Source organism: Klebsiella sp. SWET4 (assembly GCF_024296565.1).
Taxonomy (GTDB): Bacteria; Pseudomonadota; Gammaproteobacteria; order Enterobacterales; family Enterobacteriaceae; genus Klebsiella; species Klebsiella variicola.
Window position 1 is genome coordinate 207328 of the sequence record NZ_JANCOB010000001.1, and the last position, 12390, is coordinate 219717.

Sequence of the window (12390 nt, forward strand, 5' to 3'; positions counted from 1 at the left end):
TCGTCCGCGCGCTGGCGGTTATTGTTTTTTAAACATCCGGCGGCGTTTCAATAAACCGCAGCGAGGTATCGCCCAGGCGGTCAATGACCGGGTAGGCGACGGCGGCGATATGGTGATGCACGCGGCGGTAGTCCCGCAGCACTCGCTGGAAGATGTCGCCGGATTCCGCCCAGGCATTCTTGTCCTCCCGTAGTTTTTTGAAGTGCTCGCGGCTGGCGGAGGCCTCCAACTGGCGGATGGTTTCTTTGCGCTGCACCAGCTGGTGGGCAGCAGACAAGTCTTCACGCAGGAATGCCGCTATTCCTAAGTTCAGGCTGGTGAGGAGCTCCGCATGTAGCAGGCGAATATGGTGTAATTCAAAGTCGTTAAAATGTTCTCCCCGGCGTGCGCGGCGCGTGGCCAGCTGGGTCAGATTGCTGGAGAGAATGTCGCCCGCGTGCTCAACATTGATGATGAACATCAGGATCTCCTGGGCACGATCGGCATCCGCATCATTCAGCCCGTCCTGACCAATGTCGGCGAGGTAGGCGCGAACCGCCGCGCTGAGCAGATCGACCGACTGCTCCAGCTGGCGGATGTCATCGGCAGCCTGTTTTTCCTGGGTCACAAACAGCACCAGCAGTCGGTCCAGCATGATGGTTAGCATGTCGGCGGCACGCAGCGATTCGCGAACCGAATTGGACAGGCCGATATAAGCCACTTCCAGACCCGCATCGTCGAGATACATCGGCATACCCGGGTCGCCTACGCGCTCTTCTTCCGGAAACAGTCGCTCCAGGAAGCGAGCCATTGGCACGTTCAGGCCGATAAATAGCAGCGCGAGCGCCACGCTAAAGGCGGTATGAAACCACACCACCAGCTGCGGCGTGTTCAGCCCGGATTTACGGGCGATCGCCATCAGCAACGGCAGAAGCAGTAACGCCAGCACGCAGCCGGACAGGCGGACCATCAGGTTGCCAACCGGAAGGCGGCGGGCCACCGCGGACCCGGCGTTTAACACCGGCGGTAACGCGCCGCCGATGTTGGCGCCAAGCACCAGCACCAGGGCCGTCGTCGGGGTCAGCGTGCCGGTACCGGCGAGGGAGGCGATCAGCAAAATCATCGCCACGCTGGAGTGGCACAGGAGCGTCAGGAGCGCCGCCACCAGCAGGGCAATGAAAATATCGCCCTGTAGCCCCTGCATCACGGCATGAAACACCGGCGTGACCTCAATGTCCTGCAGCGTGCCGCCCAGTAAATGCAGCGCCAGCAGCATCAGGCCGAGGCCAATCAGGGCGCAGCCCACGCTTTCAAAGCTGGAATGGTCGCGTAGCTTGAAAACCACAAACCCGGCCAGCAGAAGCAGCGGAATGGCGATTTCCATGTTAAAGCTCATCAGCTGGACCACCAGCGTGGAGCCGATGTTGGCGCCGAGCATCACCGCAAGCGCGGGGGCAAGGCTTAGCGTACCTGCGGCGGTAAATGACGTCGCCATCATACTGACCGCCGTGCTGCTTTGCAGAATGCCGGTAATGCCAATGCCGGAGAGCAGGGCGGTCCAGCGGTTAGTGAGGTGGCGTCCCATCCAGTTGCGCAGCGGCGTGCCGAAGCCGCGCTGCAGCGCCGTTGAAATCATATGGCTGCCCCAGAGCAGCAATGCGATGGCGCCAGCCAGGTGAATTAACAGAGTGGTTCCGGACATCATGAATTCCCCCTCTACAGGGCGGGTAGTGAAATAAAACGCAGTAACCTGATCGAAAAACGATGTATGGCGCTGGCGAGGTTCAGTAATGCTTTAGTGTGTTGATAGTTAATCTTCCCTCCGGCGTACCATGCCAGGGCACGGACGCGAAGGGTGCGGGTTATTTTCATTAAAAATAAGACAATCAACGCGATGGTCTTATTTTTAATCAGGAAAATGATGGAATGTCGCTTTTCCATAATACTTCCAGCCTGTGTGGCCTGCCTGAAAGGTGCCGCCGAAGCGGCACGTGAATCACCGTCTTTAACGCAGAATTAGTGCCACTGCCTGAAGCGACGGATGTAGAACGTTTTCATGCCCTGCGCCACGCAGCAGTAGGCGAGCAGGGTGCCGACCAGCCACGGGAAGTACTGCCACGGCAGCGCCTGCAGCCCAACCAACGGCCCGAGCGGAGAGAACGGCACGTAAATTCCAATAGCCATAATCAGACCGGTCATCATCAGTACCGGCCAGGCGGCGGTGCTCTGAATGAACGGAATTTTCTGGGTACGCAGCATGTGCACCACCAGCGTCTGCGACAGCAGGCCTTCAACGAACCAGCCGGACTGGAACAGGGTCTGCATGTGTTCGCTGTTAGCGCTGAACACAAACCACATCAGCGCAAAGGTCGTCATGTCAAAAATGGACGAGGTCGGGCCAATCCAGACCATAAAGCGGCCGATGTTTCTTGCATCCCACTTGCGCGGTTTGCTCAGGAACTCTTTGTCCGTTTTGTCCCACGGCAGCGCGAGCTGGGAGATGTCGTACATCAGGTTTTGCAGCAGCAACTGGATCGCGAGCATCGGCAGGAACGGAATGAACGCGCTGGCCACCAGTACCGAGAACACGTTGCCGAAGTTGGAGCTGGCGGTCATGTTCAGGTATTTCATAATGTTGCCAAAGGTCTCGCGGCCTTTGATAACGCCTTCTTCCAGCACCATCAGGCTCTTTTCCAGCAAGATGATGTCGGCCGATTCCTTGGCGATATCGGTGCCACTGTCGACCGAGATACCCACGTCGGCATCGCGCAGAGCAGGGGCATCGTTAATGCCGTCACCGAGAAAGCCCACCGTATGACCGTTGGCCTGCAGCGCCTTCAGCACGCGTGATTTCTGCAGCGGCGTTAGCTTGGCGAACACCGTGCGCTCTTCCACCAACTGCTGCAGGGCCGTGTCGCTCAACGCCTCAATCTGCGGGCCGAGTACCGGTTCGCCTGGCTCCAGTCCCACCTGGCGGCAAATCCGCGTAGTGACAATCGCGTTATCGCCGGTCAGCACTTTGACTGCGACGCCAATATCCATCAGGGCAGCAATCGCCGGACCCGCGCTCTCCTTAGGTGGATCGAGGAAGGTGAGGAAGCCGCGGATAATCAGATCGTGCTCATCAGCGGTGCTGTACAGTCTTTTTGCTTCGGCTTTCGGAATGTCGCGCGTAGCGACCACCAGAACGCGGAAGCCGTCTTTGTTGTAGTCGTTCGCCATCGCCAGCATGGCGTCACGGCGCTGATCGTCGAGGGGGATAACCTTGCCATTCTCTTCCATGTGGGTGGCGATGCTCAGCATCTCCTCCACGGCGCCTTTGCACACCAGCAGATGATTGCTCTGGCTGTCTTTCACCACAATCGACAGGCGACGGCGCACGAAGTCGAACGGCATCTCATCGACTTTGCTGTACCCCTGAGGTTGCACAAAGCCCGACTCATTTTCAGAGAAGTAAATGACCGCCTGATCCATCAAGTTTTTGATGCCGCTTTGATAGTGGCTGTTGAGCCAGGCCAGCGCCAGCACGGACTGATTTTTCTGACCGTGCGTGTCGACGTGGTGCTCAAGGATGATTTTATCCTGCGTCAGGGTGCCGGTTTTGTCGGTGCACAGCACGTCCATCGCGCCCAGGTTCTGAATCGCGTTAAGGCGCTTAACCACGACTTTACGCTTCGCCATGGCCACCGCGCCCTTGGCGAGGTTGGCGCTGACGATCATTGGCAGCATTTCTGGCGTCAGGCCTACGGCGACGGCCAGAGCAAACAGCAGGGCATCCCACCATTCGCCCTTCATCAGGCCGTTAATCAGGAACACCACCGGCACCATCACTAGCATAAAGCGGATCAACAGCCAGCTGACGCTGTTCACCCCGCGGTCAAACGCCGTTTGCGCCCGGGTGCCGACAATCGCTTTTGCCAGTGAGCCAAAGTAGGTCCTTGGCCCGGTCGCCACCACGACCGCCTGAGCGGTGCCGCTGACAACGTTGGTCCCCATGAAGCAGATGTTAGGCATATCCAACAGATTTTCGTTATCAACCGCCTTGTCGTGCGCGGATTTCTGCGCCACGTCGCCGAGGGTGTCGTACTTCTCAATCGGCAGCGCTTCGCCGGTCAGGACAGCCTGACTGATAAACAGGTCGCGTGATTCGATCAAACGGACGTCCGCCGGGATCATGTCGCCTGCATAGAGCTGCACGATATCGCCCACCACCAGCTCGCGCATCGGGATTTCACGTGGCGTTCCTTTTTGCCCGGCTGTTCGCGACGAACGACCGTCGCGGTGGTGCGTACCATCGCTTTCAGCGCTTCGGCCGATTTGGCCGAGCGGTGTTCCTGCCAGAAGCGCACCAGTCCGCTGAGGGCAACCATGGTGCCGATGATTATCACCGTCGTCAGGTCGCCGTCTTCGCCATGGCTGGTGGGCAGCCAGTAGTCGGTGAAGAAGCTGATCCCGGCGAGAATGGCGAGCACATAAATAAACGGGTTGTTAAACGCCATCAGCAGCTGGATCAGCGCGTGCGGTGGCTTGTCATGAGTCACTTCGTTCAGGCCATCCCGCTCCAGCCGGGCATTTGCCTGGGCTTCCTGCAGCCCTTCCCGGGTAGTGTTGAGGTTAACCAGGGTTTCTGCGATACCGTTTTGGGCTTCCTGGGCGGCACGCATAGACAGCGTGCTTTTTTTATTTCGGTTCTTGATTTGTACAGTCATGGTGCTGCTCCTGTCGCCGGGCGGCAGCAGGCTTTTTACGGTAAGACCCGGATTAAGGGCGGCCGAAAATAGCCCGATGTCGCATCAGCGATCGGTTTTAATTAATTTCGCACAGGGCTTCCCGCTGTTTATTATTAAAAATAAACAGGCGTGAAGTTTATATTTTGTTTTATTTGGACGTGATTATTCCTGCCGATGTACAAGTATGAATACATCAGTGAATAAACAGGTACCAGCAGTGACTTAACTCAGCGTGACGCACGAAAACGGGCTGCGGCATAGCGCGCAGACACGGCCTACGGCGTAACGGCTGAATCAGGCGACGAAGGGGCGACTTTGTGGGTCTTCGCTATCAGAGAAGCGGCAACGACGCTCCAGCTGGCCGGTGACAGGACTGACGCGCCAGTTAGTAATGCGTTGATTCAAATCGCTGATTTTCGAAGAGAATATAGAGCTTTGCTGTTTTTTACGCGCAGACGACACCCGATCGCGGGGCGGCCGGACACGCAGCGTTGATGTCATGGTTTTGACACCAGGAAAAAGGGTAGATTTGAAGTTCATAACACACCTCGGGACCGTGAAAACTCTGGTCGAGGTGGGACAACACGAGAGCATCAGGCTCCGGCGAGACACACCAAAACGAAGAAGTGATCACAATCGATTTTATGTTTACTTGTCCGAATAACCGTTAAGGCCATATTCGGACCGCTACTAAATTCAGTATCCATTAGTCTCTTATGTCAGATTAGGAAAGGCCACAACTTAGGCCCATGAAATCTACCCATAGCCAATGTTATTGTCAACCCATTCATATCAATTTAAATCTTCGTTTATATTTTGTGTAGAAACATCAAATCGTAGATTTAATCATTGGTGTTTTTCGGACGGTCGTAAAAAGGAAAAATAGCGGTCAGTGCGTTCGATTGTGGACCACCCTCGGCGCTGCGTCAGATAACGCGCTTTATCCCTGCACCGCAGCCGGAAAAACCGCCGCCAGCCATTCAATAAAGACGCGGAGCCGGGGCGGCACGTGCCGGTGCCGGGCATAGACGACGTGAAAGGGATAGGGGGCCGGGCGCCAGGCGGCGAGGATCTCCACCAGCTTGCCACTTGCCAGCGCGGGTTTTAGCGAATAGGTAAAGGTTTGCACAATGCCTAAGCCCGCCTCGCCGGCGGCAATATGCGCGTTGCTCTCATTGATGCCGAGATGGGGCTCTGTCTTGAGCTCGGTACTGACGCCGTGACGCGTAAAGCGAAACGGAAACGCTCTGCCGCTGGCCGGCGACAGATAGCTGATGAGCTGGTGGCCATGATGGAGTTCATCCGGCGAGGCGGGCGTGCCGCAGCGTTGAAGATAGCCAGGGGTGGCGCAGGTGACCAGCGTCGCCTCGCCGATTTTACGGGCGATCAGCGTCGAGTCATCCATCGGCCCGCCGCGGATGGCGCAGTCAATATTGCCGCTGATGAGGTCCGCGGGTTTATCGGCCACCTGTAAATCGATACGGATATCCGGCCAGGCGGTCATAAAGTCCGCCAGCAGCGGGATCAGCACATCGCACGCGGTCGACCCACCGATGGCGATCCGTAGATGGCCCTTCGGCTTATTGTGGGCGGTATTGAAGGAGGCGTCGATCTCTTCCAGGTCTTCCAGCAGGCAGCGAGCTTTTTCATAGTACTCCCGTCCTTCCGGCGTCACGGTAATACGCCGTGTGGTGCGCTGCAGGAGAGAAACCCCCAGGTGCGCTTCCAGTTGCTTGATGGTTTTGCTGAGCGTGGCGTTGGGCATATCCAGCGAGTCCGCGGCGCGGGTAAAGCTGCCGGCTTCGACAACGCGGGTGAAGGCTTTGAGGGCTGAAAATCGGTCCATTATTCGCAGTATCCTGGTTAGCGGGCGTCCATTATCCACGGAGGGGAAAAGTGTTTTTCAGATTAGGCCATTTTTCCGCCTCTTTGAGGCGATTACAGTGCTTTCCATACCCGGCGGGGCGCTTTCGCGAGCCTGGCCTGTTTATACTCTAACCAAGGAAATGCACCATGAGCAAAAAACTTGCGGATAAAGTGGCGTTAGTGACCGGCGGCAGCACCGGGATTGGCCTGGCGTCGGCGAAAGCGCTGGCGGAGCAGGGCGCGAAGGTGTATATCACCGGCCGCCGACAGGAGGAGCTGGATGCGGCGGTAAGATTCATCGGGCCCGCCGCCCGCGGGATCCGCGCCGACGCCGCCGTGTTAAGCGACCTTGACGCGGTATTTGCGACCATTGCCGACGAGTCCGGCCGCCTGGATGTGCTGTTCGCCAATGCTGGAGGCGGGGATATGCTGCCACTCAGCGCCATCACCGAAGCGCACATCGAGCGGATTTTCGCCACCAACGTGCGCGGGGTGGTGTTCACCGTCCAGAAAGCGCTGCCGCTGCTCACCGACGGCGCCTCGGTGATTTTGACCGGCTCTACGGCGGCGGTCAAAGGGACGGCGAACTTCAGCATCTATAGCGCCAGTAAAGCGGCGGTACGCAGCCTGGCGCGTTCCTGGGCGCTGGAGGTGAACGATCGCGGGATCCGCATCAATGTCGTCAGCCCGGGGCCGGTGCGTACCCCGGGTCTGGGAGGACTGGTCGCGGAGGCGGACCGTCAGGGCTTGTTCGACGCCCTGGCCGCCAGCGTACCGCTCGGGCGGCTGGGCGAGCCGGAGGAGATTGGCAGGACGGTGGTATTTTTAGCGTCTGACGAGTCGAGCTTTATTAACGCCGCAGAGATCTATGTCGACGGCGGAATGGCGCAAATCTAAGCACAGTCTGTCGCCAGGCGAGCTGCCCCGGCGGATGCCGGGGCGGCTCGTGGTTATGGCGATCGCTTACTCACCGCTCGGGTGGGCAGCTTATTGCGCGCCCAGCTGTTTCATCAGCGTCAGGTTATCTTCAATATGCCAGTTGGCGGCAATTTTACCGCCGCTGATCTGATAGATATCGGTGGCGATAAAATCGATATTTTGTCCCTTACCCTTCCGGGTGCCGAAGGTCCCGGTAAAGTGGCCATGAAAATGTAAGTGTGAGACCACCCGGTCACCGGCCACAATCATTTGTTCGACATCACAACGTAAATCCGGCACCGCCTGACGAAACGCTCTGGAGGCGAGGATCGCGCCTTCCGGCCCTTGCCGACGCCCTTCCGGGGGCGTTTTATCGATAAAATTCCCCGCCAGCGCCGCCCGGGCCAGCGCTTCATCACCGGTATTCCAGAACGTGGCGTATTGCCTGGCGACATATTCATTGGCGACGCGTGTGGCAGGGGGAAGGCCGTTGTCAACGATGAGCTGGGCTGGCTTCAGCAAACCCTGCGGGGCTGAAAACGCGGAGCCGGATATCCCGGCAAGCAGCAGCGCTGTGGCGCAGCGCCGCAGCGTGATGCCGCGTCTGGCCTGCGTACAGACAACAGCGAAACTACGGCTGGCAGGTAACATTTTGCGGGTCATTTTCACTCTTTATGCTCCGTATAGAAGGGATAGTCGGTATAGCCCACCTCTGTCCCGCCAAACAGCGTGGCGGGATCGCTGACGGTCGCCAGCGGCCAGCGGTGCTGAAGCCGCTGCGGCAGGTCAGGATTAGCAATAAACGGCCGGCCGAAAGCCACCAGGTCGGCGAAACCGGCGGTGAGGATACGTTCCGCCTTTTGCTGATCGTAATTGCCGGCCACGATCAGGGTGCCGCTGAAGGTCGCGCGCAGCGTGTCACGAAAGTGCTGGGGAACGGCTGGCGCATCGTCCCAGTCCGCCTCCGCCAGGTGGATAAAGGCGATACCCTGCTGTTCGCACCAGGCCGCCAGGGCAAGGATGGCGTCGATCACCTGCGGGTCGTTCATCCCGCGCTGGGTAATGAAGGGGGAAAGGCGGATGCCCGTCCGCTCGCGGCCAATGACGTCGCCGATGGCGGTCAGCACCTCCTGGGCAAAACGGATCCGGTTGCTCAGGCTACCGCCGTACTCATCAGTACGCTGGTTGGCGGTACGCCGCAGGAACTGGTCGATCAGATAGCCATTGCCGCCGTGCACTTCCACACCGTCAAACCCCGCCGCTATCGCATTGCGCGCCGCCTGACGGTAATCGGCGACAATACGCTGAATATCCGATCGGGAGAGCGCCCGCGGCGGTGGGCAGTCCACCATCTGGCCCCGGCCTTGCTCATCCACCACCCAGACCTGGGCGTCCGGCGCCAGTGCCGACGGGGCCACGGGTTGCCCATCCGCATGAAAACGAGCGTGCGACATCCGCCCCACGTGCCAGAGCTGAGAAAAGATAACGCCGCCAGCCTGGTGAACGGCCCCGGTCGTCAGCTGCCAGCCGGCAATCTGCTCAGCGGAATGCAGGCCAGGCGTCCAGGAGTATCCCTGTCCCTCAGGAGAGATTTGCGTCGCCTCCGTGACGATCAATCCGGCGCTGGCGCGCTGGCGGTAATATTCCGCCATCAGCGCGGAGGGGATATTTCCGGGCTGCAGGGCGCGCGCCCGGGTCATGGGAGCCATGACGATGCGGTTTTTCAACGGCAGCGTGCCGATGCGGTAACGATCGAAAAGTGAGAGGCTGTTCATACGGGTGTCCCTTGCGAGTGGAATGAAAATCACTTTACAGTCGGGATCTGATTTTGATAATTAGGCTAAAATCAGATTCACTTTTCAGGAAATACGAAAAATGGGCAAGCTGGAAGATATGGCGCTGCTGGTGGCTGTCGCCGAGGCGGGGGGACTCTCCGCCGCCGGCAGACGGTTATCGCTCTCACCGGCCACCATGACGGCCCGCCTGAAGGCGATGGAGGAGCGCTACCAGACCCGCCTGTTCCATCGTTCCACGCGCGCGATCACCCTGACCAGGGCGGGGGAAGATTTTTATCATGCCGCGCGGCGCGTACTGGAGGAGGCCCGTCACGCCGAATCGTTGCTGACGCAAAAGGAAGGGGTGCTGAGCGGCAATATTCGTCTTTCCGCCCCCTCCGACTTTGGCCGACAGTATCTTAGCCCGGCCATCGTCGACTTTTCCCGCCGTCACCCGGAGGTCACGTTTTCCGTGTTCTTAGGTGAGCGCGTGGAGGATCTGGTCGCCAACCGGCTGGATATGAGCATTCGCGTCGGTAACCTGCCAGACAGTAGTTTGGCGATCCGCCATATCCGCCCCAACCACCGGGTGCTGGTGGCTTCGGAGGCTTATCTTGCCACTCACGGAACGCCTGCCGCCCTCGACGAGTTGCACCATCACCGCTGTCTGGCGCTGGAGCGGCACGGTGTGGTGATGAATGAATGGCGCTTCGAGGAGGCGGGAAAGGAGCGCGTGGTGCGGGTGACGCCGGCGATGGTCTGCGACGATGGGGCACTGCTGCGGCAGTGGGCGCTCAGCGGGGCGGGGATCGCCGGTAAATCATGGTGGGATGTGAAGAGGGATGTCGAGGAGGGACGGCTTCAGGTGCTATTTGCCGAGCGCTTCACCGGATTCAGCCCCTTAGACCGCAAGGAGGTTGGGCTGCAGTTCGTCTTTCCCCAGCGAAAGCTGCAGCCGCCACAGGTGTCGGCGTTTATGGCGTTTTTTATCGACTGGCTGGGAGAGTCATCCCCCTCCAGCGCGAGGCGAAGGTGAGCAGAACATGACCTCAGCGCATCTGGCTGAGGATAATACGATCGAAAAGACGGTCGCCCAGCCAGACACGCATCCGGATAAGCAGTTTGGCATACTTACCGACGGCATAACGGGGGCGTGGATTTGAGGCCTTCACCGCGACCAGGACCACCTCGGCGATCGTCTGCGGGTCGCTGCCGGTGCCATGGCCGTACGTTTTTTGGATCGACAGGGCGACCCCTTTTACCAACTGACCATACGGTCCTGTGGCCGAACGTTTGACAATACTTTCACTGGCCGCATCGCCGAAGCCGGTTTCAATCACTCCAGGTTCGATGATAACCACCTTGATGCCGAAGTCGGCAACTTCCAGCCGCAGGCAGTCTGACCACCCCTCAAGTGCATGTTTGGTGGCGTGGTACCATGCGCCGAGGACGCTATACATTTTCCCGCCCATGGAAGAGATATTGACAATGTATCCGCGACGGCGGGCGCGCATCGCGGGAAGCAGTAGTTGCGTGAGATGCGCCGCGCCGAAGAGATTGACCTCAAACTGGTAGCGAGCCTCATCGATGCCGATCTCTTCGACCGGGCCATACAGGCCAAAACCGGCATTATTGACCAGTACATCGACCCCTCCGGTCTGAGACAGAATGGTGTTCACGACCGCCAGCCGATCGTCCTGTCGTGAGAGATCCATCTGCAGGCATTGGGCCCCTAGCGAAGCCAGATCGTCCATTTTCCCGAGCTGCCGGGCAGCAACGTAAACCTGGTAACCCTCCTGGATAAGACGACGGGCAATGGCTTTCCCCATCCCTGACGATGCGCCGGTGACCAGCGCGGTTTTCTTTTCCTGAATAAACATAAGCACCTCGGCAAGTAGACTGCGCTGAGTGTGCCTGCTGTCAGGCGCGGTGTCGCTGGCACGGTACGCCACAATACTGGCAAAGCGCGCCATGACGCGCGCTTAGTTGAGGCGCATCATGTCTCTGAGGGTTTCTGGCGTCTGGCCGGTCCACGCCATAAAAGCCCGATAGAAGGAATTCGGATCTTCAAAACCGAGCAGAAAGGCGATCTCATAACCGGAAAGCGTGGTATTGAGAAGATAGTGGCGAGCCAGCGCTTCGCGACAAGCGTGAACAAGGGCGCGATAATTCTCTCCCTCCTGCTCCAGCCTGCGCTGCAGGGTGCGTTTGCTCATTCCCAGACGTTGCGCCGTATTGTCGATAGAGGCGTCGTTGCCCGGCAGAAGCTCCAGCAGGACTGCATGAACACGTTCAGCCGTTGAGGCCTGATCGCTAAGCTGGCTGAGACGACGCTGCAGCTCCGGCTCAAAGACCTGCCACATACCCTCGTTCACCGTCAAAAAGGGCCGCAGGGCATCAGCGGCGGCAACGCTGATGGTCGCCCGCTTTCCACGCTGTATGGTCGTGCCGAAGAAGGCTGAAAAGTGGTGGGTCTGCTGGCGGGTGAGGGGCTTTGAGAGCGTTACTTTCACGGCCTGAACCGGTTCGCGGGTGGCCAGTCGGTTCAGACGAAGTAAAAATGCCAGCTCTGCCACTTCCAGAGAGGCAGGGATTTCTGTTGCTCCCAGCCAGCGCGGAGACACTGTCAGCGTGCCGTTCTGCACGACCGTCGTCTCCAGCACCATGGGGGCAATAAGCAGTTTATACTTGGCCAGCCGCTGGACCGCCTGCATCATGTGGGTACTACACAAGGCGGCGAACAGCGGGGGATCAAACACTTCCGCAGAGACCCTTTCTACAAAGGGCAAAGGAAAGGCCTGATCGTCGCTTTCTTTTTCCAGCACGCGCCAGAAACGCAGATACTCATCGGTAGTCAGACCGCGATTGATGTCTGAAAAGGTGTCGTCCGGCAAACCGGCCTGGCGGAGGAGATGTTCAGGCTCCATCCCTGCGTCTTTGAGCAGCGCTCGCCAACGGAGATTGAGAGAAAAAGTGCGGTTGCGTGCCATGGTGAAATTTCCAGCAGTGAACAGGGCTTTGATGTGCAACGCCCCCTGATAAGAGCATACCTTTTCCCACCCGCCAGTGACATTCCTCTTGCGCCATATTTGAAGTAAAGCACGCCAGCAATGAGAAGGGGG

10 protein-coding genes and 1 pseudogene are annotated in these 12390 nt (G+C 58.7%); 2 read left to right on the forward strand and 9 right to left on the reverse strand.

The window, feature by feature from the left end:
* Nucleotides 1-28 precede the first annotated feature (28 nt).
* The 5 genes and pseudogenes from NKJ21_RS01195 to NKJ21_RS01215 form a co-directional block, all read right to left on the reverse strand.
* A complete protein-coding gene (locus tag NKJ21_RS01195) occupies nt 29-1681 on the reverse strand; it encodes a Na/Pi cotransporter family protein (RefSeq protein WP_306471507.1) in 1653 nt (550 codons plus the stop codon).
* 14 nt (nt 1682-1695) lie between these two features.
* Entirely contained in the window at nt 1696-1920 is a 225-nt protein-coding gene (locus tag NKJ21_RS01200) for a hypothetical protein (RefSeq protein ID WP_012542117.1), read from the reverse strand.
* A gap of 75 nt (nt 1921-1995) precedes the next feature.
* Nucleotides 1996-4688 (reverse strand): annotated as a pseudogene (mgtA, locus tag NKJ21_RS01205) (magnesium-translocating P-type ATPase).
* A gap of 315 nt (nt 4689-5003) precedes the next feature.
* Nucleotides 5004-5210, reverse strand: a complete 207-nt coding sequence (locus tag NKJ21_RS01210) for a hypothetical protein (RefSeq protein WP_254732657.1) — start codon at nt 5208-5210, stop codon at nt 5004-5006.
* Between the two features lie 439 nt (nt 5211-5649).
* Nucleotides 5650-6555: a LysR family transcriptional regulator gene (locus NKJ21_RS01215; RefSeq protein ID WP_012542113.1), complete on the reverse strand. Its 906-nt coding sequence runs from the start codon at nt 6553-6555 to the stop codon at nt 5650-5652.
* 167 nt (nt 6556-6722) lie between these two features.
* On the opposite strand from NKJ21_RS01215, the gene NKJ21_RS01220 reads away from it, so the two are divergent.
* Entirely contained in the window at nt 6723-7472 is a 750-nt protein-coding gene (locus NKJ21_RS01220) for an SDR family oxidoreductase (protein WP_008807653.1), read from the forward strand.
* 90 nt (nt 7473-7562) lie between these two features.
* Here the strand turns inward: NKJ21_RS01220 and NKJ21_RS01225 are convergent, their stop codons facing one another.
* Both NKJ21_RS01225 and NKJ21_RS01230 read right to left on the reverse strand, forming a co-directional pair.
* Nucleotides 7563-8156 carry an ester cyclase gene (locus NKJ21_RS01225; protein ID WP_016160724.1) on the reverse strand — a complete coding sequence of 198 codons (594 nt, stop codon included), beginning with the start codon at nt 8154-8156 and terminating at the stop codon, nt 7563-7565.
* A 2-nt stretch (nt 8157-8158) separates the two neighbouring features.
* Nucleotides 8159-9268, reverse strand: a complete 1110-nt coding sequence (locus NKJ21_RS01230) for an alkene reductase (RefSeq protein WP_022065495.1) — start codon at nt 9266-9268, stop codon at nt 8159-8161.
* 100 nt (nt 9269-9368) lie between these two features.
* On the opposite strand from NKJ21_RS01230, the gene NKJ21_RS01235 reads away from it, so the two are divergent.
* Nucleotides 9369-10304, forward strand: coding sequence for a LysR family transcriptional regulator (locus NKJ21_RS01235; protein WP_012968488.1), 936 nt, complete (start codon nt 9369-9371; stop codon nt 10302-10304).
* Between the two features lie 13 nt (nt 10305-10317).
* On the opposite strand, the gene NKJ21_RS01240 is transcribed toward NKJ21_RS01235, so the two are convergent.
* Together NKJ21_RS01240 and NKJ21_RS01245 are read right to left on the reverse strand one after the other, a co-directional pair.
* Nucleotides 10318-11148, reverse strand: a complete 831-nt coding sequence (locus NKJ21_RS01240; protein WP_012968487.1) for an oxidoreductase — start codon at nt 11146-11148, stop codon at nt 10318-10320.
* Nucleotides 11149-11250: 102 nt separating this feature from the next.
* Nucleotides 11251-12258 (reverse strand): AraC family transcriptional regulator, encoded by a 1008-nt coding sequence (locus tag NKJ21_RS01245; protein ID WP_239270275.1) that lies wholly within the window; start codon nt 12256-12258, stop codon nt 11251-11253.
* Between the last annotated feature and the right edge of the window lie 132 nt (nt 12259-12390).

Bases quoted from the DNA above. Each gene is read 5' to 3' on its own strand.
- NKJ21_RS01195 (WP_306471507.1), bottom strand. From the start codon at position 1,681: ATGTCCGGAACCACTCTGTTAATTCACCTGGCTGGCGCCATCGCATTG.
- NKJ21_RS01200 (WP_012542117.1), bottom strand. From the start codon at position 1,920: ATGGAAAAGCGACATTCCATCATTTTCCTGATTAAAAATAAGACCATC.
- NKJ21_RS01210 (WP_254732657.1), bottom strand. From the start codon at position 5,210: ATGACATCAACGCTGCGTGTCCGGCCGCCCCGCGATCGGGTGTCGTCT.
- NKJ21_RS01215 (WP_012542113.1), bottom strand. From the start codon at position 6,555: ATGGACCGATTTTCAGCCCTCAAAGCCTTCACCCGCGTTGTCGAAGCC.
- NKJ21_RS01220 (WP_008807653.1), top strand. From the start codon at position 6,723: ATGAGCAAAAAACTTGCGGATAAAGTGGCGTTAGTGACCGGCGGCAGC.
- NKJ21_RS01225 (WP_016160724.1), bottom strand. From the start codon at position 8,156: ATGACCCGCAAAATGTTACCTGCCAGCCGTAGTTTCGCTGTTGTCTGT.
- NKJ21_RS01230 (WP_022065495.1), bottom strand. From the start codon at position 9,268: ATGAACAGCCTCTCACTTTTCGATCGTTACCGCATCGGCACGCTGCCG.
- NKJ21_RS01235 (WP_012968488.1), top strand. From the start codon at position 9,369: ATGGGCAAGCTGGAAGATATGGCGCTGCTGGTGGCTGTCGCCGAGGCG.
- NKJ21_RS01240 (WP_012968487.1), bottom strand. From the start codon at position 11,148: ATGTTTATTCAGGAAAAGAAAACCGCGCTGGTCACCGGCGCATCGTCA.
- NKJ21_RS01245 (WP_239270275.1), bottom strand. From the start codon at position 12,258: ATGGCACGCAACCGCACTTTTTCTCTCAATCTCCGTTGGCGAGCGCTG.